The sequence below is a fragment of the Janthinobacterium salmonicoloratum genome (assembly GCF_051380845.1).
In the GTDB taxonomy this organism is placed as follows: domain Bacteria; phylum Pseudomonadota; class Gammaproteobacteria; order Burkholderiales; family Burkholderiaceae_D; genus Janthinobacterium; species Janthinobacterium lividum_F.
Genome location: NZ_JBNYXV010000012.1, coordinates 1 through 21960, shown reverse-complemented (window position 1 = coordinate 21960; position 21960 = coordinate 1). Strand labels below are relative to the sequence as shown.

Below are 21960 nucleotides of genomic sequence, written 5' to 3'. Positions count from 1 at the left end.
GTACTGCTTTCGCGCTATCGACAAAGCGTTGTGTTTGTCAGCTGCGAAGAAGGAAGAGTATGAAGCGTTTGCAGCATTTCGTCAACCTTCTTTTTCACCCTGCTTTACTCGGCATTTGCATGCCTCGTTCAGCGAGGGGACGAATTATAGCCAAGGCACGCAGACCTCGCAAGGGCTATTTTTCCGCCGGCGAAACGGCCCTGGCACCGCACTTGCTTATACAGCCATATGCATTGTCCACTGATGAGAGCAACTCTGGGCCTGGCAGCAACACTGGGGATAGTCAGGTTCGCTTTGCTTTGCTCCCATCTGTGACAGGTGCTACATTATGGAACACTCTCGATATTCAAAAGAGCGCCGCAGTACAGGGCCCAACGGAGGCAACGAGATCATGTATCAACCGTCAGCTACTTACCGTAGCGCACCGTTTTCGTCTATCGCGGACGCGAACATTTTGCCGGCAGGACAAGACAACGTCCCCGTCATCATCGAAACGTCCCATCAGCGCTCAGTCGCCTTTGGCCTGTCGCCCACCGCCACGCCCGAATTTACGCCGGCCGGCAAATCCGATCTGTCCTTGCTGATCGAGCAAAACCGCATGCTGCACGCGCACGCGCTGCCGGCGATGGAAACCCTGTACCAGCAAATCGTCAATACGCACAATATGGTGATCTTGACGGATGCCAACGGCGTCATCGTGCATTCGCTGGGCGACGATGACTTTCTGGAGAAAGCCAACCGCGTCGCCCTGCAGCCGGGTGTGGCATGGTCAGAACAGAGCCGCGGCACGAATGCCATCGGTACGGCCATCACGGAAAAAGTAGCAACTTTGGTCCATGCGGACCAGCATTACCTGGCCGCCAATCATTTCCTGACGTGCTCCGCGGCACCGATCACCGACCACCGCGGCAATGTCATCGGCGTGCTGGACGTTTCGAGCGACCAGCGCAGTTTCCACAAACATACGATGGCCCTGGTGCGCATGTCGGCGCTGATGATCGAAAATCAGTTGTTTTCCGCCACCTTCGAAGACGCCATCACCGTGCACTTCCACGCGCGCCCCGAATTCATCGGCACCTTGATGGAAGGCATTGCCTCGTTCACACCGGGTGGACGGTTTTTATCCGCCAACAAAAATGGTTTGTTCCAGCTGGGCCTGTCATTTGCTGCGCTGCAATCACATACCTTCAGTTCCCTGTTCGGCTTGCCCGTTTCCGCCCTGTACGATCATTACCGCACGGCCGCACCCGGTCTGCTGAACCTGTGCATGCATAGCGGCGTGCGCGTGTATGGGCGCGCGCAGTTGCGCCTGTCCAATAGCGTATTCCAGCACGGCTTTACTGCCAGCACCGACCATAGCGATATCAACGCCGTGCCGGCCCAGGTTCCCGCGTCGGCCAGCCATGCGGCCAATGCGGCGCGCCGCCTGTCCGGTCTGCGCTATCTGCGCACAGGCGATCCACAACTGGAACTGGTGATCGAAAAGGTCAACAAGGTATTGGGACGCGACATCCCCATCCTCGTCATGGGCGAAACGGGGACCGGCAAGGAATTGCTGGCGCAAGCCATCCATAACGATTCACCGCGCGCCATGGGGCCGTTTATCGCCGTCAATTGCGCCTCGATCCCGGAAACCCTGATCGAGTCTGAACTGTTCGGCTATGAAGACGGGGCGTTCACGGGCGCGCGCAAAAAAGGGGCGATAGGCAAGATCCTGCAAGCCAATGGCGGCACCCTGTTCCTTGATGAAATCGGCGACATGCCCTTTGGCTTGCAGGCACGCCTGTTGCGCGTGCTGCAGGAACGCATGGTCACACCGCTGGGTAGCAGCAAATCGATCACCGTGAATGTGGAACTCATTTGCGCCACGAATCACAACTTGCGCGAACGCATGGCCAAAGGGCTATTCCGCGAAGACTTGTATTACCGCCTGAATGGCCTGGTAGTGAAACTGCCGCCGCTGCGCGAGCGCACGGACCTGGACACGGTCGTCAAAAAAATCCTCGCTACGGAAGCGCCCGACACGCGCTATACGGTGGCACCGGACATCCTGCGCATGTTCCACCAGCATAAGTGGCCAGGCAATTTCCGTCAGTTGACCAATCTGTTGCGCACGGCCATCGTCATGGCAGGTGACGAGCATGAAATCTGTTTGCGCCACATGCCCGATGATTTCCTCGACGATATAGAGATGACGCAAGCCCATGCCACCAGCGCCAGCACGGACCGCATGATCGCGGCCGGCGCCAACCTGGAAGAAATGGAACAAAGCGCGATCCTCAAATCGCTTGATGCCCACGGCGGCAACGTTTCGGCCACGGCGCGGGCCCTGGGCGTGTCGCGCAACACGATCTATCGCAAGGTGCCGCATCTGAAATAGCCTAGAGCAGACGGGAAAAGCCGGGCGACATCTCACGCCGCCCCTGCTTGTCGATGGTCATCAGGTCGACGCCCTCCATCCGCGCGGCCATGGCATGCGCACGCGCAGCTCCCGTCACCATGAAGGTTGTCGACAAGCCATCGGCCAGCAAGCCCGTGGGCGCCAGCACGGTGACGCTGGCCAGTTCGCCCGGCGAATCGCCCTTCGAGGGGTCGAAGATGTGGTGATGCACGAAGTCGGGCGTGAACGTGCATTCGTAATCGCCCGACGTGGCCACGCTGCGCCCTTCCACTTTCAAGGTGGCGGCCAGGATTTCGCCGTCGCGCGGGTCCTGGATGCCCAAGGTCCACGGGCGGCGCACGGAACGCTGTCCCCGCGCAACAAATTCGCCCGTGCCGAGCAGCGCATGCCGTATGCCGCGTACCTGCACGGCTGCCAGCGCCATGTCCGCCGCATAGCCTTGCGCCAGGCCATTCAAGGTCAGCGCCATGCCGGGCCGGAGAAAACGCACGTCCCGGCTATCCCACGCCAGTTGCCGCCAGTCTACCCGCGCCTGCGCCGCGCGGCGCAATGTGTCTGTCGGCAAGCTTGCCTGGTCTGCCGCCGCGCGAAACAGCTGCCACAACGGTTGCACGGTAATATCAAACGCCCCATCGCTCCATTGCGACAAGGCTTGTGCCTGCGCCAGCACGGCCAGCAAATGGGCATCCGGCCGGGCCAATCGGCCGTCACGATTGAGCTGAAAGACTTGGCTGGCGGGACTGTAAATACTCATCAGGCGGTCGATATTCGTGGCTGCATGCAAGGCATCTTCGATAGCCAGCTCGGCCTGGCGCTGATCGTGGTGCAATACGGTGACGGCGATCGTCGTGCCAAACGCCAGCGCGGCGCCTTGATACGGCCGCACGCCGGAGCCCGTGGCCGTGCCGCGCGCCATGCTGCCTGGCAAAGACAAACCTGCCATGCCGGCCACGCTGCCGATGGCTGCCGAAATAAACGTTCTACGCTGCATTGCTGCTCTCCTCTGCCGTGGCCCGGACTATGGGAATGGTGCGGGCACGCTTGATTTCCAACATCAAGGGCGCGCATTTTTCATCGCTGGCGTAAATCACCACGCAATCCATGCACTGGAAACACTCGCCATAATCAACTTTCCCGCTCGGCGCGATGGCATGATGCTCGCATCGGTGGCGGCAAGTCTGACATGGCGTGCCGCATTCCTTGCGGCGCGGAATCCAGTTGAACAGGCGAAACCGTCCCAGCAGCGCCAGCGCCGCACCAAACGGACACAGGTAGCGGCAAAAGAATTTATAGGAAACACTGCTGAGCAGCAGCAAGCCCACGGCATACGCGACGAAGGGCCAGGCGCGCACGAAGGTCAAGGTGATAGCCGTCTTGAACGGTTCCAGCTCGACCAGCTTGTCCGTGATCTGGCTGGAAAACACGCTGCTGCCGAGAATGGCCACCAGCAAACCATACTTGATCCATTTCAAGCGCCCGTCGAGGCGTGGCCTGATCTTCCACTGCGGCAAGCGCAGCCACTGGCCCAGCTTGCCCGTGAATTCCTGCAGGGCACCGAATGGACACAGCCAGCCGCAGAACGTGCCGCGCCCCCAGACCAGCAGGCTGAGCAACACGAAAGCCCACAGGATCACCGTCATCGGGTCGAACAGGAAGAAGCCCAGGCTGCGCCCCGCCAGCAGCGCCTGGAGTGCGCCCGTGATATTGACGATCGATAACTGCCCCTGCGCGTAATAGCCGATGAAACCTATCGTAAACAACAGGAACAGGCGACGGAACCAGGCAAATTGCCGGCCATCGCGTACCAGGCGTTTCTGCCACGCCAATGCGCCGGACAGCAGCGCCAGCCCGGCGACCAAGCACAGCAACTCAGCCTTGCGGTTATCCCACGTGCCGCGCCACGTGGCATCGTCGCCTTGCGGCGCCGTATAAAACTCGGCCGGCAAACGGTAGCTGAAATCGACATTGCGCGCGATGCGTTCCGGATACACGATGCCCTTGCTGCGTGTAATGGGAAGAGAAAACGCCAGCGGGGTGGCCGCATCGAGGCCCGCCTGGCTGATGACGCGCAACACGGCGATATTTTCCGTTGGCAGTGAAACCGTATCGGACAGGCTCAATTCCAGGTCCAGGTCGCGCATGTCGATGGGCAAGCCATCCTGCTTCAGCAACAGCCTGTCGGTGACCGTGCCGCGCACGAAATCGTCGCCCAGCACGCTGTAGCGCCCGCGCGACATGACGAGGATGGCGTGGTCGCCCTCGTCAAGCCGGTTGCGCAGCTTGTTCCAGCTGCGTTCCGTCAACAGGTTGCGTCCCACGCTGGGCACGGACACATAGGCCAGATACAGGTCGATGAACACGTCATCTGGCGCGCGCGTGGCTTCCACATCGAGTCCCGCGCCGGGACTGCCGGCAAACAGGCTCTCCACATCCTTGTTGCTCAGGCGCACATGCTGGATCAAGCCCTGCCCGAGCATCTGCGCCACGCTGAGTTTCTCGAATACCTCCATGCGGATGCGGGCAATCTGGTCAGGGTCGCGGCCTCGCGCAAAGCCGAGTTTTTTGCGCGACACTTTCAAGGCCGAGGCCAGCACGCTCTGGTTGATGATACGCACGGAGGCCGTGGCCTTCGACACGCCATCGATATCGGCGTGGGTCGCATCTGGCGCGCGTTTCTTCTTGGCATCGATGGCGATATTCTGTTTCAGCGACAGCCCCTGGTACTGTTTGACGAACTGAAACAGGGGCGCTTCGCCCAGGCCGTCGAGAAATACAGGTTCGTGCTGCGACAGCACGGCGACATCGAGAAAACTGCCTTGCGGATCGATGGCGATCAGCAGATTGACGGGCACGCCGGAAAAGCCGGGAATGGGCGCCAGGTCCACCGATTCAAAAACGTAGCCGACCAGTTCGGTGGCCGTGGCGTTTTGCTTGAACAAGGGCCAGACGGGCAAGTCGGCTTCCTTGTCGCCGACGACAAGGGGAGCAGGAAAGCGCCGCGCCAGCTCGGCCTTGTCGAGCACGCCCGCCCACGCCTGTCCCAGAATGAACAGGAATAGCCAGCATCCGATGAACAACCGCATTATCCGCATGCACCACGCTCCGTGCAGCGCCCTGTCGCAAGGCGCCGCGTTGATGAGTTAGAAGAAAATAATGCCGCCCAGGGACACGCCATTCATCTTCGCTTCGCCACCGGCAAAGCCTTTCGAGCGCGTCTGGCCCAGCTCGCCGACCAGGGTGATCGCACTGTTGAGCGAGTAATACGCACCCAGGGTCAGGTTGGCGTTCGACTTCAAGCCGCCCGTGCCGGCCGTGTTGTCGTCGTTCTTGCTAATGCCGTAGGACAAGCCCAGTTTCAGCTTGTCCGTCGTTTTATATGTGCCTTGCAGCAGCCAGTTCTTCGACTTGGTATCGCCCTGGTCCGCATCGGACAAGATGCCCAGCCCCTTGCCGCCCTGGAAGTTGACCAGCACGCCAGCCGGACCCATCTGGTACGAGCCGCCCACTTCCACGCCGCGCATGGTCAGGTCATCGACGCCGGGCGTTTTCGACGTGAATTTTTGCGACTTCACGCCGAGCCAGGCTTTCAAGCCTTCCTGCGCATACGTTACTTGCGCCTGCACTTGCGGACTCGACTTCGAAGAATAGGTCGAGCCTGCCACGATGGGCGTATCGGAAACGGGGCTGACCAGCGCCACGTCGATGCCAACGCCGCCCGACTTCGGCGAGCTGTACATGATCTGGCCATAGTTGCCCAGATAGGTATAGCCGGCGCCGATATGGCCCAGGGTCACCCGGCCGCGCTGCGTCGCCTGCACCGGTGCGCCCGAGCCCAATAAGGTCATGTCGGACAAAATCGCGTTCGCACCGAAGATGCCGTAGTCGCGGCCCAGCTTGAAGGTACCCATCTGCTCATTGCCAAAGGTAAAGAAGGCCTGGCGCACATCGACCACGCTGTTCTGGCTGATGGCGCTGTCGGTCGCCGTCGAGTTGTAGATGCCGATCAAGGCTTTCACGTCGTACTCGCCCAGGCGCGACGAGGCGGAAGTGATCAAGCCATTCGGCAGCAAGCCGTTGCCGATGGTGGTGCGATCCTTTTCGCCGCCACAACCGAGCGCCTGGCCACCCAGCGCCAGTCCGCTCACAGCATCGCCCGAACACGACACTTGCGTGTAATAGGCGTTGACGATGCCGCCCACCGACACGGTCCAGTCGCCAGCCTTGATATCGACAGCTTGCGCCTGCCCCATCGCTGCGAATGTCATGACACCCAGGCTCCCCAGCTTGATCAATGTGTTCATTGCTTCTCCTCTTTCTTCTCTGTTTTTAGTGTGCACACCAGTGATTGATGTACCTCAAGCTTTGGCAATAAGCGTGCCCAGCACGGCTCAGAGGGGGAAAGAGAAAAAGCGTATTTAACGTGTGCAACAGCGGATCAATCGCCACTGATAGTGTTCATTTTTTGACCGCAAGTTTGCAGCCGGGCCTACAGGTAAACAAAAAACTGACGGCCTGGGCCGTCAGCAAAAAGAAAACACCCGGCGGACAGGGAGACACCCATCCGAGTGGCCCGGATGCTTCACCCCCTTACTTCGATGCCAGCTTGAAGACCCACACGGAACCGCCCTGTTCCAGAAAGTTGACCTTCTTCGCCACTTCGCCGCCCCACAGTGGCACCGCGCCACCCCAGCCGGAAACGACGGCCACATATTGCGTGTCGCCATCTTGCCAGGTGACGGGCGGCGCCACGACGCCGGAGCCCGTCTGGAATTTCCACAGCTCCTTGCCCGTCTTCGCGTCGACGGCCTTCAGGAAGCCTTCCGGCGTGCCGTAGAACACCAGGTTGCCGGCCGTGCTCATCACGCCGCCCCACAGCGGCGCATTGTTCTTGATTTCCCAGACGATCTTGCCCGTCTTCGGATCGATGGCGCGCATGGCGCCGATGTAGTCGTCAAACAAAGGCCTGATGGTGAAACCGGCACCGAGGAAAGCGCCGCCTTTCTTGTAGCTGATCGGCTCGTTCCAGATATCCATGCCCCATTCATTCGCCGGCACATAGAACAGCTTGGTTTGCGGCGAGTACGCCATCGGCATCTGGTTTTTTGCGCCGAGGAAAGCGGGCGCGGCAAACACCGTCGTGCCCTTCTTGCCCTCTTCTCCCTTGGTCGGGTCGCCTGGGCGACCAGCCGCGATGTAGTTCGGCCGGCCCGTCTTCAGGTCGATGCTGCTGGCCCAGGTGATTTTCTTCACAAACGGAAAGGCGTTCTGCAGCTTGCCGTTGGCCGCATCGATGACATAGAAAAAACCGTTGCGGTCGGCCTTGCCTCCGTAGCGCTTGCCATCCATGTCGAAGGTGACGAATTCGTTGGCGCCATCGAAATCCCAGGCATCGTTCGGCGTGTTTTGATACGCCCATTTGATCTGCCCCGTTCTCACGTCGAGCGCCACAGTGGACGACGAGTACAGATTGTCACCGGGACGCAAGTGGCTGTTCCACGGCGCCGGATTGCCGGTGCCAAAGTACGCCAGCTTGGTTTGCGGATCGTAGGTGCCGCCCATCCATGTCGAGGCGCCGCCCGTTTTCCACAGGTCGCCCGGCCAGGTTTTGTTCACGGTGCCAGACACACCGTTGTCGGTCGCCTTGCCATCCTTGTCGTAGCGGTGGCCCATATGACCCTCCACCGTCGGACGGCTCCATACCAGCTCACCCGTCATCGGGTTGCGCGCCTCGACACGGCCCACGATACCGAATTCGCCGCCCGACACGCCCGTCAGCAGCAAGCCTTCGGCGATCAGCGGCGCGGCCGTCATCGAGTAACCGGCCGCATAATCGTCGACCTTTTCCTTCCAGACAATCTTGCCCGTGTTTTGATCCAGCGCCACCAGGTAAGCGTCGAGCGTGCCGAAGATGACCAGATTGCCGTACAGGGCGGCGCCACGGTTGACCACGTCGCAGCACGGCATGATGCCGTCTGGCAAACGATGCTCATACTTCCACAGCTTCGCGCCCGTTTTCAAGTCGACGGCAAAGATGCGCGAATACGATGCCGTGACGAACATCTTGCCGTTGTGAATCAGCGGCTGCGATTCCTGACCCCGCTGTTTTTCGCCGCCAAACGAGAACGACCAGGCCGGCACCAGTTTGGCCACGGTCTTGTCATTGATCTGCGTCAGCGGCGAATAGCGCTGGCCCTGCGTGCCCATGCCGAACGACAAGACGCTGGATGGATTCTTCGCCGTGTTGTCGAGCATGGCATTCGTGACATTGCCCACGTCGGCCGCCTGGACCAACGAGGCGACACTCAAACCGACGACGATCCCCATGATTTTTTTCTGCACAATCATCTCCCTCTGTTTTATTAGTATGTGTGTGTATCAGGTCTTGCGGTGCTCATGCGGCTGGGCATGCAACAGCGCGCATTCTTCATCGGTGAACAGGCGCGAGCGCGTCAGGAAGCGCTTGCCCGTGCCGTTGTCGAGTGAAAACATGCCGCCATTGCCATCGACCACATCGATAATCAACTGGGTATGCTCCCAGTACTCGAATTGCTCGAGTCCCATGTAAAACGGTGTGCCATTCAAATTGCCGAGATAGATGTCGGTATCGCTGACATCGAACTCGCCCAGCGCGTAACACATGGGCGCACTGCCATCACAGCAGCCGCCCGACTGGAAAAACATCAGCGGGCCGTGACGCTGGCGCAACTTGTCCATCATTTCCAGCGCCGCTTCGGTGGCGACCACCCGGGCAATTGCTGCACTCATGGCATCCCTTTCTGCGCGCCGCACCTGGCTTGACAGGCGCGGCGCGTGTGCCGGTTTAGAAGAAGCCCAGCGCTTTCGGGCTATAGCTCACCAGCAAGTTCTTCGTTTGCTGGTAGTGATCGAGCATCATCTTGTGGTTTTCACGGCCGATACCCGATTGCTTGTAGCCACCGAACGCGGCGTGGGCGGGATACAGGTGGTAGCAATTGGTCCACACGCGGCCCGCCTGGATGGCGCGTCCCATGCGGAAGGCGCGCGAACCGTCGCGCGTCCACAAGCCGGCACCCAGGCCGTACAAGGTATCGTTGGCAATCGCCAGCGCTTCGGCCTCATCCTTGAAGGTGGTCACGGACACGACGGGCCCGAATATCTCTTCCTGGAAGATGCGCATCTTGTTATTGCCCTTGAACACGGTCGGACGCACGTAATAGCCGCCCTCCAGGTCGCCCGCCTGCGTGTTGCGCTCGCCGCCGGCCAGCACTTCGGCGCCTTCCTGGCGACCGATGTCGAGGTAGGACAGGATTTTCTCCAGCTGCTCCTGCGACGCCTGGGCGCCGATCATGGTGGAAGAGTCGAGCGGGTTGCCCTGCTTGATGGCGGCCACGCGCTTCAAAGCCCGTTCGATGAATTTTTCGTAGATCGATTCCTGGATCAGCACGCGCGATGGGCAAGTGCACACCTCGCCTTGATTCAGCGCAAACATGGTGAAGCCTTCCAGGCACTTGTCGAAATAATCATCGTCCGCATCCATCACGTCTTCAAAGAAGATGTTCGGCGACTTGCCACCCAGCTCCAGGGTGACGGGAATCAGGTTTTGCGCCGCATAGCCCATGATCAAACGGCCCGTGCCCGTTTCACCCGTGAAGGCGATCTTGGCGATGCGCTTGCTCGACGCCAACGGCTTGCCCGCTTCCAGACCGAAACCGTTGATGATGTTCAACACGCCCGGTGGCAGCAAGTCGCCGATCAGCTCGATCAACACCATGATGGACGCCGGCGTCTGTTCGGCCGGTTTGAGCACCACGCAATTGCCGGCGGCCAGGGCTGGCGCCAGTTTCCACACGGCCATCAGAATCGGGAAATTCCATGGAATGATCTGGCCCACGACACCCAGCGGCTCATGGTAGTGATAGGCATAGGTTTCCGCATCGATTTGCGCGACGGAACCTTCCTGGGCGCGGATGCAACCGGCGAAGTAACGGAAATGGTCGATGGCCAGCGGAATGTCGGCATTCATCGTTTCGCGGATCGGCTTGCCGTTGTCGATGGTTTCCGCCGTGGCGATCAGGCTCAGGTTTTGTTCGATGCGGTCGGCGATGCGATTCAGGATGTTGGCGCGCTCGGCAGGCGAAGTCTTGCCCCAAGCATCCTTGGCGGCATGCGCAGCATCCAGCGCCAGCTCGACGTCTTCCGCCGTGGAACGGGCGATTTCGCAAAACGGCAAGCCCGTGATGGGCGTGATGTTAGGAAAGTATTCACCTTTTACTGGTGCAACGAATTTGCCACCGATGTAATTGTCATAGCGTTGTTTGAAGGGATTGGCTACGCCCAGTTTGCTGATGTCTGCGAGATTCATGTCGTCCTCTATCGGGTTAATTAGAATGGAATTGCTGTAATTAAAACCAAACGTCCTGGTACAGATGGGGTGAGTACACGCAGTCTTCCGCAAATGCCGTGCCAGCTCGCTGCCCCACTACAAACTTAGCGGGTTTTACCCTTGTTACAAGGGTGTGGCGTCCCTACCGGCACGCTTTTCAGCGCATCCCCGGGGCATGAAAGGAGGGCGTGGGCCTGTTTGCGTTTTGAACAAGGTGGCGGCGTCCTGTTCCAATGCGGGCCAGCCCTGCTGCTGCGCCCTTTCGCCGCTGCACAATGGAACAGGTGTACCAGACTGGAACACCTGTCCCAGCTTGCCTAGCGAATGACCACGCCCCATGGCAATTCACCTACGGCAATATCGGCCACCTTCTGCGCGCTGGCCGTGTCGATGACGGAAACACTGTTCGAGCGGCCATTGGCCACGTACAGCTTGGCGCCGTCGGGCGTGATGGCCATATTCCATGGGCGCTTGCCGACGGCAATGGTGGCCGTGACCTGGTGGCTGACCGTGTCGATCACCATCACCGTGCCGTCCGTGCCATTCGAGACATACACCTGCTTGCCGCTGGGATGGACCACGATGCCATTGGCATTCTTGCCCGCTGGAATAGTGGCAATCGCCTTTCGCGCGGCCATATCGATCACGTACACGGCATTGACCAGTTCGCACGCCACATAGGCGCGGCCGGAGTCCGGACTGAAACCGATGCCGCGCGGACGCAATCCCACGGCGATGGAAGCCACTTGGCGGCGTTGCGCCACATCAATGACATCGACTTGCTCAGCCTCTTCCGCACTGACCAGCAGCCAGCGCCCATCCGGGCTGAAGACGGCATGTTCCGGGTTGCGTCCCTGCACCTTGATGTCGGCGAGCAAGACGCCCGTCTGGCCATCAAGTAAGGCCACGCTATTATTTTCCTCGACGGCCACGGCCACGAAATGACCGTCCCGGGAAGCGCTGACGCCTTCAGGCGACTTGCCCAGCGCCACCGTGCGCAGGGGCGTGCCGGCAGCGTTATCGATCAGCAGCAAGGCGCTGCTGGCCGCATCCGTGACAAACAATTGCCGCCCGGTGGGGTCGGCGGCGATGCCGCGCGGACGCTTGCCTGCCGCGATCTGGCGCACCACCTGGTCGGTCGCCGTGTCGATCACGCTCAAGGTGCCCGATTTTTCATTGGGGACATAGGCAAACGGAGCGGCCTGGATGGCGCTGCTGGCGAGTGCAGGCAGCAACCAGCACACCTGGCGCAAGCGCGAGAAGAAGTTGGGCATAATCACCTTTTCAATGGCAAAACGTTGGAAAAGCGCGCCGTATCGGCGCATCTGACCGTTGCTGCATGCAAACGCCGTGCCACTGACACGCGTATAATTTCAGCCCACCAATGGAGACATGGCAGGCATATTGCTTGATAAGACTAGGCAGACCTGTACCGCGCACGCGATCAAGCAGGCTTTTATTCACATTGGAGAATCCGCATGCAGCACCGTTTCCGCCTGAACACCATCGCCAGCCTGTTTGTCGCCGGCAGCGCCACCCTGGCCCCCCACGTCTTTGCCGCAGAGTCCGCTGACCTGGCCGCGGGACAAGTCATGGATACGGTGGTCGTCAGCGGCAGCCGCATCGCCCACCCCAGCCAGGAAGTGCCGGCCTCGATCGACGTCGTCGACAGCGCCCGCATCCAGGAGGGCCAAATCCGCGTCAACGCGTCGGAAGCGCTGGCAGCCGTGCCGGGCCTGGTCGTGCAAAACCGCCAGAACTACGCGCAAGACTTGCAAATCTCGTCGCGCGGCTTCGGCGCACGCTCGGCCTTCGGCGTGCGCGGCGTCAAACTGATCAGCGACGGCATTCCCGCCAGCATGCCCGACGGTCAGGGCCAGGCCGCCACCTTCAACCTCGATACGGCCGAGCGCATCGAAGTGCTGCGCGGACCGTTTTCTGCCATCTACGGCAACCACTCGGGCGGCGTGATCCAGCTGTTTTCCAAGGATGGGCAAAATCCCCCGTCCGTGGAGCTGAACGTGACGGGCGGCAGCTACGGCACCAGCAAGGTGGACCTGACGGCGCAGGGCCAGGCAAGCGGCATCGGCTACGTGCTCGACGGCTCGCGCTTCCGCACGGACGGTTTCCGCGACCACAGCGCCGCCACGCGTGAACAGGCGTTCGGCAAGATCACCGTCAAGCCCACCGCGGACAGCAAGCTGACCATCGTCGCCAACAGCCTACATCAAGGCAACACGCAAGATCCGCTGGGCGCCACCTGGGCCACGTTTGCCCGCGACCCGCGCGCCGGCGACATCGACCCCAAAGATGACCAGAATCCGAAGCGCAGCTTTGCCGAACGCTACAACACGCGCAAGAGCATTGATCACCAGCAAATCGGCGCTACCTATGAACAGCGATTCGGCGAGGACCGCCTGCATGTGATGGTGTATGGAGGAAACCGCGATGTAATTCAATATCAGTCAATTCCACAGGCTGCTCAAATCTCATCGCCAAAAAATTCAGGTGGCGTGATCGATTTCCAGCGCAACTTCTACGGCATCGATACCAACTGGCTGCATGTCAACCAATTAGCGGGTGGCAAGTTGAGCACCACCATCGGCATCGATTACGGCCGCTCCAGCGATGACCGCACCGGCTATGAAAATTTCATTGGCAATACCTTTGGCGTGAAGGGCAAGCTGCGCCGCAACGAGCAGGATGTCGTCTCCAGCCTCGATCCGTATATCCAGGCGGAATGGCAAAGCGGGCCGTGGCTGCTCAGCGTAGGTTTGCGCTACAGCAAGATGAAGATATCGGTCAACGACCATTTCTTCAGCAATGGCAACGATAGTGGCAGCCTGGAATACAGCCACACGACACCGGTGCTGGGCCTGCTCTACAAGCTGACACCCAACGTCAACGTGTACGCCAGCGCCGCGCGCGGCTTCGAAGCGCCCACCCTGAACGAACTGTTTTACTCGGGTAAAGACAGCGGATTCAATTTCAACTTGAAACCCGCAACCAGCACCAACCTGGAAGCGGGCATCAAGGCCAGGATCAGCAACAACACGCATGTGAATGCGGCCGTGTTCCAGATCAAGACCAATGATGAACTGGTGGTCGACGGCCAGAACTCTGGTAACGGTCGCACCAGCTATATCAATGCAAGCAAGACCTTGCGCCAGGGCATGGAAGTGTCGCTGGATTCGAACCTGCCATATGGCTTCACGACAAAAGTGGCACTGACCAGCCTGCACGCCGTGTATGACCAGGCGTTTGGCAGCGTGCGCGAAGGCAGCCGCTTGCCGGGCGTACCCAGCGCCAACCTGTTTGCGGAACTGGCCTGGAAAGACACGCTGGACCGTTTTGGCGCGGCACTGGAAAGCGTGGCCAGCAACCAGGTCTACGCGGAAGACAGCAACAGCGAAAAGCCGGCGCCCGGCTATACCGTGTTCAATGCGCGGTTCAATGCCAAGCAAAACGTGGGGAACTGGCGCTTCAAGGAGTTTGCCCGCCTGAACAATCTTTTCGACAAGACCTACGTGGGTTCCGTCATCGTCGGCGACAGCAACAAGCGCTACTATGAAGCGGCGCCGGGCCGTAACTGGTTGCTGGGTGTCAGCGCCCAGTATTCCTTCTAATCAAAAAGCCCGCGCCTCTTCCGATGCGCGGGCTTTTAAACTAGAGCAAGCTGCTTCAGGGCCGTGCTTCCTTCACACCATATTTCTCAAAGATGGTTTTCAACTCGCCGCTAGCCGCCATCTCGTTCATGGCTGCCTGCAGCAATTTGGCCACGTCGAGCTGTTGCTTGCTGACGGCCAGGCCCACGGCCCAGCCTGCACGCGGCAAGCGGGCGAACGCTACTTCGCTCAAGGGGAAAGCGGGGTCACTTTTCAGCACCGATTCGATTTCCGAACGGTTGGCCAGCACGGCGTCGAGCTGGCCTGCCTGCAATTGCTGCAAGGCTTCGGCGGCCGTGTCGAAAATGCGCACGTCGTCACGGTACTTGCCATTGTCTTCGCCCAGCATCAGCATGGCCGCGATCGAGACCTTTTCCACGCCAATGCGCTTGCCGGCCAGCGAAGCGACGCCATCGAATTGCGGCACGGCTTGCGCGCTGCGCGCCAGGCGCACGGTTTCCACGTAGTATGGCGCGAAGATCTCAACCTTGTCGTTATCCGCCATCAACTTCTTGTCGACCGGTACATGCAACATCACATCGGCGGGACCATAACCGAGGTAATGGCCCTTCCACACCATATTGCGCAAATCGTCGTTGAGGTTTTCGCCCGCGGGAAATGGCAGCAAGCTCAGTTTTAAACCCAGCTTTTTCGCCAGCGCTTCGGCGATGTCGATATCGATACCCGCCCCCTTGTCGGAAAACGGCGCGAACTCGTTGTACACAGCCACTTTCAGGCTGCCCGACTGCTGCACTTTTTGCCAGTCGGCGCGCGCCGGCGCGGCTGCGCACAGCGCCAGGCAGGCGAGCGAGATCATCGCGCGCGCCCCCCGGAGTTGAAATGAACGCATGGGACTCCTTGGTGATCAATCGGCTCAGTTAGACTCGCGGCGGGTTTCCAGATAGGTCTTGATGGCCCACATGGCTTCCTGGTTGAATACACCCTCGAACGGTGGCATGTACACGGCGCCATTGCGTACCTTACCGTGACGGATGGTGGTCAGGTAGTAATTATCCGTCTCCTTGTAGCAAGCCTGTTTCTTTGTCTCATTCTTGATACCGAAGCAATCACGGTCGAGTTGGCGCAAGTCCGGCGCGATGCCGCCCGAGATGGCTTCGATGCCGTGGCAGCGGGCGCAATTCTGATTGTAGGCCGAGGTGCCCACCGTCAAAGCCAGCTTGTTGCCCCGATACGGATTTTGCTCGAGCCACTTGTCGCCCACCTTGGGCAAGCCCGTGGTGTCGACGCCTTGCGGCGTGACATTGCCGTGCGCATAGGCATGCGGCAAGGTCAGCAGGGAAGTGAGGGCAACGGCGCCCGCGGCCGCCACGCCGAGCAGGGTACGAATGGAATAGGTCATGCTGGTCTCCTTGGTTTTTTAGTGAATATCCAAGAAGAGCAAATGCCATGCCATGCATATATGCCCCACGTCCTGCCGCCCATGTATCAATTTGGAACAGCTGCAACAGCTAGTTGTGTCACCGCGCGCGTCAGGCGGCGGCCACCGTGCAGATGCTGTGCCGCTCCTGCTGCTCAAAAGTGATATGCACGGGCAAAAATCGGGCAATCACCTGCGCATTCGTCAATGCATGCTGCGAAACCTTGCTGCAACTGAAGGTACCGCCGCCCGCCAGCGCCATGGGCAGCAAGAGCTGATCGGCCAAGTGCTCGCCAACGGCCGCGTCCGTCTTCAGATAGGCGCGCACCTCGTTCAACAGACGCTTGGCCACGGACTCGGCCAGCAAGGACTTTTCGCCGAAAGAAGTAAACACTTCCGTGACATGCTCGTGCTCAAGCGTCAGCAACAAGACATTGCCCGGTCCCTGCTCCGCCGGCAAGCCGACGATACGCAGCTGCTTGCCGCTCCAGCCCATGCCGTTGGCGACACGCTCGAGCTCGCGCTGCGCCACATTCACATGCACGCCCGCCACCATGCTTTCCGCATACCCTGCCTTCTGTTCACCGCGCTGCAGCAATGCGATAGGCCGCAAGCGCTGGCACGGTTGCACGGTGGCAATCACCTCGCCGCCGCCAGCGGGATGAAAGCCGTAGCGTTGCAGCGCGATATCCACCTCGGCGCCCATCTGTTCCAGGATGCGGCCATACGCGCGCTGCAGAAAATGCACGGGCGGCGCCATGGCATTGTGCGTGCCTCCACTGATGCGCACGGTGGACGGCCCATCCGCATGCAGCAGGGCCGGCAGCAAGGTTTGCAGCACCAGGGTGCAACTGCCGGCGCTGCCGATGGCAAAGCGGTAGTCGCCACCGCGTATGGGGCCAGGCACGAATTCCAGGCTAGCTGCGCGCAGCGCCACCGGCGTCGTGCGCGCCCCGCAAATGGCGGCCGCCGCCTGCACGGCCAGCAAATGCTGGCGCAGCAGGCCGGGCTTTTCCCGCCCCGCGCGGATATTCGTCAAGCGGAATGCTTGCCCCGTGATCATGGACAGGCTCAACGCCGAGCGCAAAATCTGTCCGCCGCCTTCACCTTGCGCTCCATCTATTTCTATCATTTCTACTTTCCCTCTGTTAACCTTTGACGCAGACGACCTGCTTCAGGATATGCACGACATCGACCAGCTCGCGCTGCGCCAGCATCACCGCATCGATATCCTTGTAGGCCATCGGAATCTCATCGATCACGTTTTCATCCTTGCGGCATTCCACGCCTTGCGTGGCGCGGATCTGGTCCTCCAAGTTGAAGCGCCGCTTCGCTTCCGTGCGGCTCATCGTGCGTCCCGCACCATGGCTGCAGCTATGAAAACTCTCCGCATTGCCTTTACCGCGCACGATAAAACTCTTCGCGCCCATGGAACCGGGAATGATCCCCAGTTCGCCGGCGCGGGCCGACACGGCGCCCTTACGCGTGATCAGCACATCCTTGCCGAAGTGGTGCTCCTTCTGCACATAGTTATGGTGGCAGTTGACAGCTTCCACGTGCGTCTGAAACGGTTTATGGATGACCGTGCGTACGGCGGCGATCAAATTCTGCATCATCACTTCGCGGTTGTTGCGCGCAAAACGCTGCGCCCAGCCTACCGCTTCCACGTAATCCTCGTAATGCTGCGTTCCCTCTGCCAGGTAAGCCAGATCCTGGTCGGGCAGGTTGATGAAGTGGGTGCGCATATCCTGCTTGGCCAGTTCGATGAAATGCGTGCCGATGGCATTGCCCACGCCGCGCGAACCGGAATGCAGCATGAACCATACAGAACCCTGTTCATCGAGGCAGACTTCGACAAAGTGGTTACCGCTCCCCAAAGTCCCCAGGTGACGATAATTGTTCGTGTTTTTCAGCTTCGGCGTTTTCAGGCAGATCGCATCGAATTCGTCCTTCAATTGCAGCCACGCGGCATCGACCACCGAGGGCGGCGTATGCCAGGCCCCCTCATCGCGGCCACGGTGTCCGCGCGTCTTCGGCGACATCCCGTGCGGAATGGCGCGTTCGATGGCGCTGCGCAGCGGCGCCAGATTATCGGGCAAATCATTCGCCGTCAGCGTGGTCTTCGCCGCCATCATGCCGCAACCGATATCCACGCCCACGGCCGCAGGAATCACGGCGCCCAGGGTGGGAATCACGCTGCCGATGGTCGACCCTTTACCCAGGTGGACGTCGGGCATGACTGCGATATGCTTGTAAATGAACGGCAGGGTCGCCGTGTTGCGCAATTGTTTTTTAGCCGCTTCTTCGACAGGCACGCCACGGGTCCACATTTTCACGGGACGGCTGCCTTCGGTATGCAGGACTTCGTATTCTTCTTTCTTCATCACTTCTCTCGTCTTGTATTTTAATCAGTGGGACAACCCGACAAGGTGGGACAGGATTTTCTGCCAGGCTCACTGCGCCTGCCAGGCCGGTTTGACGCGGCTGATCGATGTAATCCTGTCGGCATTCGGGGCACTGCAGTGCATGACAAGGTTGGACAAGACGTCTGTTATGTAGTCTTGTCCGCATTCATGCACTTTACTTCAACAACCTGGCGCCATATCGATGGCGGCGATTTCTCCCACCCAGTGGGCAGGGTCGAGCTGGCCGGCAGCAAAGGCGGCGATGATCTTGAAGACGTCATCGGAAAAACCGCCGATATTCAGGATGTCAGCGCACTCCATCGCCTGCGTCGTGGCATGCGGCGAAATATCGATGCACACCAGCTTTGCCTGCGGATTGCGCTGCTTGAACACCTTCCACTGTCCCATCGTCGCCGTGGCGCCACCGCGTCTGGCGTCGATCCACGACTCATTATCGGACACATAAATCACCAGGTCAGCCAGCTCCTTCTTGCTATTCATGCGCAGCAGCGGTGCGCTGCAATTGGTGCCACCGCCACCGATGGCCGCCAGCCTGGCCGCATTGCTCATCACACTGTCATCCGCATCGAGCCCGCACCTCACGACGCTGTGCTCGAACGGCAGCAGCATGGCATCCGGATTTTTGCGCAGCATGGCCGCCGCCACCAGCGCCGCCACGTCGATGCAGCGCACGCTCGAGGTGGCGCTGCCGCGAAAACCGCTGACGGGCGACGACATCGAACCGGAAACATCAGGGCACACCACGACCTTGCCCGCGATCCGCGGCACATGCGCCAACGATATTTCCAGCGCCTGCTCCAGCGCATTGCGCACGATGGCCGGCACGCTCTCGCCGGCCGCCATGTACGCGGACATCAACTGGTACGGAAACACCCGTGCCCGGCCAATTGCCTCGGGATCGCGCAGCTTGGCAGCGATCAGCTCCGGCATGCCGTCGATCGCATACACGCCGTGACGGCCAAAGGTGTTCAGATTCATGCGCACCATCTGCCAGCTGCCCTGGCGGGCGATCTGCGCCCAATCCTGCGCGCTCAAGGGCAGCGCCGTCAGCATCTGGAACGGTACATCCGGTATCGTTTGACCAGGATCGGCCTTATACGCCTCGAACGTGGCCAGCGCCGGCGGCAGTGCCTTGGCATCGTACGGCTTGCCGATCAGCCAGGCAAAGAAGGCCGCGCGCCACGCTTCCTGCGGTTTCGGATGTACCATCTTCACCACGTCGGCCAGCGAGGGCGCATTGCCCACGGCGGCGGCCAGCAAGGCCTGTTCCGAAGCGGTGTTCAGCCATGCCTGCACGAGTTTTTTCGGACGCGATCCCAGCGATTTGCGGCCTACTGCCCCCGAGCGCATGATCTGCACGAAGTTGCGCAGCATCTGGCCGTTGTTAATCACGCGCTGGAAGGCCGGCGCACATTCCGCGGCGCCCTGCCCCGCCAGCACGGCCACCAGCAAGGCCGGCATGTCTTTCATGTAGCCCCGTTCGCGGCAGTACACGGCCGTCTGCGCAATGAAGGCCGGCTCGACCGCCTTGCACAGCTCGAGCACCGTTGCCAGCTGCGCTTCGGCACTGGCATAAAACGTCGTGTTCAGGCAGCCGGTGGCCGCATATTGCGCCAGCTGATGCCGGGGCGTCAGCGCGTAGGCTGGCGCGCCTTCGGCATTGCGTGCCAGGGCCGCTGGCAAGGTACCGGTCTGTTGCGCGCTCTGGAATAACTGGGCGTTGGCCATTTTTCGTTCCTCTCTGCTCTCTACGTTTATCTCGTTGGTATCTCCTCTATTGCAAGCGCTGTGCCAGCTTTCAATATTTCGTCAAAAACAAACATAAATCATTGATTTTATTAAATAATATTCTCATACATGCTTTACATTGAAAATATCCCTGTCATTGCGATTTGGAATACAATTATCTTTTCAGATAAATATTTATCCCATATATGCAAGCAAAACGTACCGTCGTCATCGGTTTTCTCGGCACGCAGCTCGACAATGGCAGGGGAGCGGCACGCTGGGAAAAGTGGCGCCCAAGCATCGCCCTGACCCAGCATGAGGACAAGATCATCGACCGTTTCGAGCTGCTGTACGCGGGCAGCCAGTTTGACAACCTGGTGCGCCAGGTATCGCAGGATATCGCCAGCGTCTCGCCTGAAACCAGGCTGATCGCCCACGAACTGCCCATCAGCGATGCCTGGGACTTCGAGAATGTGTATGGCGCCCTCTACGATTTTGCCAACAGCTACCCCTTCGATCCGGACAAGGAAGACTATTGGATCCACATCACCACCGGTAGTCACGTGGTGCAGATCTGCATGTTCCTGATGACGGAAGCACGCTATTTTCCGGGTCGTCTCGTGCAAACGTCGCCACCCAAGCGCCAGGCCGCCGGCAATCCCGGCAGCTACGCATTGATTGACCTCGACCTGTCGCGCTACGACCAGATCGCCCAGCGTTTTACGCGCGAACAGGCCGAAGGCGTGGCCTTCCTGAAGTCCGGCATCGCCACGCGCAATGCGAAGTTCAACGGGATGATCGATGAAATCGAGCGCGTCGCCATCAAATCGAAAGCCCCCATGCTGTTGATGGGGCCGACCGGCGCCGGCAAATCCTTCCTCGCGCGCCGCGTGTATGAGCTGAAAAAGTCGCGCCACCAGATCGATGGCAAATTCATCGACCTCAATTGCGCCACCCTGCATGGCGATGGCGCAGCCTCTACCTTGTTCGGCCATATCAAGGGTTCCTTCACGGGGGCGGGCTCGGATCGACCCGGCTTGCTGCGCAGCGCGCACAAGGGCTTGCTGTTTCTCGATGAGATCGGTGAACTGGGGCTCGACGAGCAGGCGATGCTGCTGAAAGCCATTGAAGAAAAGCGCTTTTTCCCCGTCGGTGCCGATACGGAGGTGCAGAGCGACTTCCAACTGATCGCCGGCACCAACCGCGACCTGGGCAATGAAGTGGCGGCCGGCCGCTTCCGCGAAGACTTGTATGCGCGCATTAATTTGTGGACGTACGAATTGCCGGGCCTGGCACAGCGGCCGGAAGACATCGAGCCGAACCTGGAATACCTGCTGGCACAATACAGCGCCGAGACAGGCGAAAGAGTGCGCTTCAACAAGGAGGCACGTGAGCGTTTCATGCGCTTTGCCGCCGCGCCGTCGGCCGCCTGGAACGGCAATTTCCGCGATTTGTCCGCTGCCGTCACGCGCCTGGCTACCTTGTCGGAAGCAGGTCGCATCACGGATGACGTCGTCGACGAGGAAATCAAGCGCCTGAAACGGCTATGGCAGCGTCATGACAAGCCTGCCTGCGACATGGAAATCGATCTGGCCGATATCATGGGAACCGAGGCAGCCGCGCAGCTCGACCTGTTTGATGCGCTGCAGCTGCAGGCAGTGATCAAGATTTGCCGGCAATCCAACAATATGTCCGATGCCGGCCGCACACTGTATGCCGTATCGCGCGCGGCGAAAGCCAAACCGAATGATGCAGACCGGCTCAAAAAATACCTGGCCCGCTTTGACCTTGAATGGGATGGGATATGCCGACTGAATTAAATGAAAAAAGCCGCGCTTAGCGCGGCTTTTTTATGTCCCCACACGCTTAACCGGATAAAGCATCAGACGAAAAAAAACCCGACCATTTCTGATCGGGTTTTTCTCTACTGCGAATAACAAGCCTGACGATAACCTACTTTCACACTGGTTGCAGCACTATCATCGGCGCAAAGTTGTTTC

16 protein-coding genes are annotated in these 21960 nt (G+C 59.9%); 4 read left to right on the top strand and 12 right to left on the bottom strand.

What is annotated here, in order from left to right:
* Together ACQ4WY_RS28110 and ACQ4WY_RS28105 are read left to right on the top strand one after the other, a co-directional pair.
* Window positions 1–244, top strand: a 244-nt coding sequence (locus ACQ4WY_RS28110) for a hypothetical protein (RefSeq protein WP_436506903.1), incomplete at its 5' end; no start/stop codon positions are given.
* 147 nt (window positions 245–391) lie between these two features.
* On the top strand, window positions 392–2380 hold the full coding sequence (locus tag ACQ4WY_RS28105) for a sigma-54-dependent Fis family transcriptional regulator (RefSeq protein WP_436506902.1): 1989 nt from the start codon (window positions 392–394) through the stop codon (window positions 2378–2380).
* Window position 2381: 1 nt separating this feature from the next.
* On the opposite strand, the gene ACQ4WY_RS28100 is transcribed toward ACQ4WY_RS28105, so the two are convergent.
* The 7 genes from ACQ4WY_RS28100 to ACQ4WY_RS28070 form a co-directional block, all read right to left on the bottom strand.
* Window positions 2382–3392, bottom strand: a complete 1011-nt coding sequence (locus tag ACQ4WY_RS28100; RefSeq protein WP_436506901.1) for an FAD:protein FMN transferase — start codon at window positions 3390–3392, stop codon at window positions 2382–2384.
* A complete protein-coding gene (locus tag ACQ4WY_RS28095) occupies window positions 3382–5484 on the bottom strand; it encodes a 4Fe-4S binding protein (RefSeq protein ID WP_436506900.1) in 2103 nt (700 codons plus the stop codon). The genes ACQ4WY_RS28100 and ACQ4WY_RS28095 overlap by 11 nt, the downstream gene beginning before the upstream one ends.
* Window positions 5485–5541: 57 nt before the next feature.
* On the bottom strand, window positions 5542–6702 hold the full coding sequence (locus ACQ4WY_RS28090; protein WP_436506899.1) for a porin: 1161 nt from the start codon (window positions 6700–6702) through the stop codon (window positions 5542–5544).
* A 286-nt stretch (window positions 6703–6988) separates the two neighbouring features.
* Window positions 6989–8725 carry a PQQ-dependent methanol/ethanol family dehydrogenase gene (locus tag ACQ4WY_RS28085; RefSeq protein ID WP_436506898.1) on the bottom strand — a complete coding sequence of 579 codons (1737 nt, stop codon included), beginning with the start codon at window positions 8723–8725 and terminating at the stop codon, window positions 6989–6991.
* 51 nt (window positions 8726–8776) lie between these two features.
* Complete coding sequence (locus ACQ4WY_RS28080) at window positions 8777–9166, bottom strand: DUF779 domain-containing protein (protein ID WP_353658777.1); 390 nt, start codon at window positions 9164–9166, stop codon at window positions 8777–8779.
* 55 nt (window positions 9167–9221) lie between these two features.
* Window positions 9222–10742, bottom strand: coding sequence for an aldehyde dehydrogenase (gene adh, locus ACQ4WY_RS28075; protein ID WP_099404118.1), 1521 nt, complete (start codon window positions 10740–10742; stop codon window positions 9222–9224).
* 338 nt (window positions 10743–11080) lie between these two features.
* Window positions 11081–12037 (bottom strand): beta-propeller fold lactonase family protein, encoded by a 957-nt coding sequence (locus ACQ4WY_RS28070; protein ID WP_436506897.1) that lies wholly within the window; start codon window positions 12035–12037, stop codon window positions 11081–11083.
* A 204-nt stretch (window positions 12038–12241) separates the two neighbouring features.
* Here ACQ4WY_RS28070 and ACQ4WY_RS28065 point away from each other — a divergent pair, with 204 nt between their 5' ends.
* Window positions 12242–14389 (top strand): TonB-dependent receptor family protein, encoded by a 2148-nt coding sequence (locus ACQ4WY_RS28065; RefSeq protein WP_436506896.1) that lies wholly within the window; start codon window positions 12242–12244, stop codon window positions 14387–14389.
* A gap of 55 nt (window positions 14390–14444) precedes the next feature.
* Here the strand turns inward: ACQ4WY_RS28065 and ACQ4WY_RS28060 are convergent, their stop codons facing one another.
* The 5 genes from ACQ4WY_RS28060 to ACQ4WY_RS28040 all read right to left on the bottom strand — a co-directional run bounded on the left by ACQ4WY_RS28060 (window position 14445) and on the right by ACQ4WY_RS28040 (window position 19960).
* Window positions 14445–15278: a substrate-binding periplasmic protein gene (locus ACQ4WY_RS28060; RefSeq protein ID WP_436506895.1), complete on the bottom strand. Its 834-nt coding sequence runs from the start codon at window positions 15276–15278 to the stop codon at window positions 14445–14447.
* 24 nt (window positions 15279–15302) lie between these two features.
* Window positions 15303–15788 carry a cytochrome c-550 PedF gene (gene pedF, locus ACQ4WY_RS28055; RefSeq protein WP_035824926.1) on the bottom strand — a complete coding sequence of 162 codons (486 nt, stop codon included), beginning with the start codon at window positions 15786–15788 and terminating at the stop codon, window positions 15303–15305.
* A gap of 130 nt (window positions 15789–15918) precedes the next feature.
* Complete coding sequence (gene rtcA, locus ACQ4WY_RS28050; RefSeq protein WP_436506894.1) at window positions 15919–16938, bottom strand: RNA 3'-terminal phosphate cyclase; 1020 nt, start codon at window positions 16936–16938, stop codon at window positions 15919–15921.
* 16 nt (window positions 16939–16954) lie between these two features.
* Window positions 16955–18190 carry an RtcB family protein gene (locus ACQ4WY_RS28045; RefSeq protein WP_436506893.1) on the bottom strand — a complete coding sequence of 412 codons (1236 nt, stop codon included), beginning with the start codon at window positions 18188–18190 and terminating at the stop codon, window positions 16955–16957.
* A gap of 201 nt (window positions 18191–18391) precedes the next feature.
* Window positions 18392–19960 (bottom strand): RNA-binding protein, encoded by a 1569-nt coding sequence (locus ACQ4WY_RS28040; RefSeq protein ID WP_436506892.1) that lies wholly within the window; start codon window positions 19958–19960, stop codon window positions 18392–18394.
* Window positions 19961–20166: 206 nt separating this feature from the next.
* Here ACQ4WY_RS28040 and rtcR point away from each other — a divergent pair, with 206 nt between their 5' ends.
* Window positions 20167–21780 carry an RNA repair transcriptional activator RtcR gene (gene rtcR, locus ACQ4WY_RS28035; RefSeq protein WP_436506891.1) on the top strand — a complete coding sequence of 538 codons (1614 nt, stop codon included), beginning with the start codon at window positions 20167–20169 and terminating at the stop codon, window positions 21778–21780.
* The last annotated feature ends 180 nt before the right edge of the window (window positions 21781–21960 follow it).

Excerpts from the sequence above, each read along its gene's own strand:
- ACQ4WY_RS28070 (WP_436506897.1), bottom strand. The coding sequence starts at position 12,037 with ATGCCCAACTTCTTCTCGCGCTTGCGCCAGGTGTGCTGGTTGCTGCCT.
- rtcA (WP_436506894.1), bottom strand. The coding sequence starts at position 16,938 with ATGATAGAAATAGATGGAGCGCAAGGTGAAGGCGGCGGACAGATTTTG.
- rtcR (WP_436506891.1), top strand. The coding sequence starts at position 20,167 with ATGCAAGCAAAACGTACCGTCGTCATCGGTTTTCTCGGCACGCAGCTC.
- adh (WP_099404118.1), bottom strand. The coding sequence starts at position 10,742 with ATGAATCTCGCAGACATCAGCAAACTGGGCGTAGCCAATCCCTTCAAA.
- ACQ4WY_RS28080 (WP_353658777.1), bottom strand. The coding sequence starts at position 9,166 with ATGAGTGCAGCAATTGCCCGGGTGGTCGCCACCGAAGCGGCGCTGGAA.
- ACQ4WY_RS28100 (WP_436506901.1), bottom strand. The coding sequence starts at position 3,392 with ATGCAGCGTAGAACGTTTATTTCGGCAGCCATCGGCAGCGTGGCCGGC.
- ACQ4WY_RS28060 (WP_436506895.1), bottom strand. The coding sequence starts at position 15,278 with ATGCGTTCATTTCAACTCCGGGGGGCGCGCGCGATGATCTCGCTCGCC.
- ACQ4WY_RS28090 (WP_436506899.1), bottom strand. The coding sequence starts at position 6,702 with ATGAACACATTGATCAAGCTGGGGAGCCTGGGTGTCATGACATTCGCA.
- ACQ4WY_RS28095 (WP_436506900.1), bottom strand. The coding sequence starts at position 5,484 with ATGCGGTTGTTCATCGGATGCTGGCTATTCCTGTTCATTCTGGGACAG.
- ACQ4WY_RS28040 (WP_436506892.1), bottom strand. The coding sequence starts at position 19,960 with ATGGCCAACGCCCAGTTATTCCAGAGCGCGCAACAGACCGGTACCTTG.
- pedF (WP_035824926.1), bottom strand. The coding sequence starts at position 15,788 with ATGACCTATTCCATTCGTACCCTGCTCGGCGTGGCGGCCGCGGGCGCC.
- ACQ4WY_RS28105 (WP_436506902.1), top strand. The coding sequence starts at position 392 with ATGTATCAACCGTCAGCTACTTACCGTAGCGCACCGTTTTCGTCTATC.
- ACQ4WY_RS28085 (WP_436506898.1), bottom strand. The coding sequence starts at position 8,725 with ATGGGGATCGTCGTCGGTTTGAGTGTCGCCTCGTTGGTCCAGGCGGCC.
- ACQ4WY_RS28045 (WP_436506893.1), bottom strand. The coding sequence starts at position 18,190 with ATGAAGAAAGAAGAATACGAAGTCCTGCATACCGAAGGCAGCCGTCCC.
- ACQ4WY_RS28065 (WP_436506896.1), top strand. The coding sequence starts at position 12,242 with ATGCAGCACCGTTTCCGCCTGAACACCATCGCCAGCCTGTTTGTCGCC.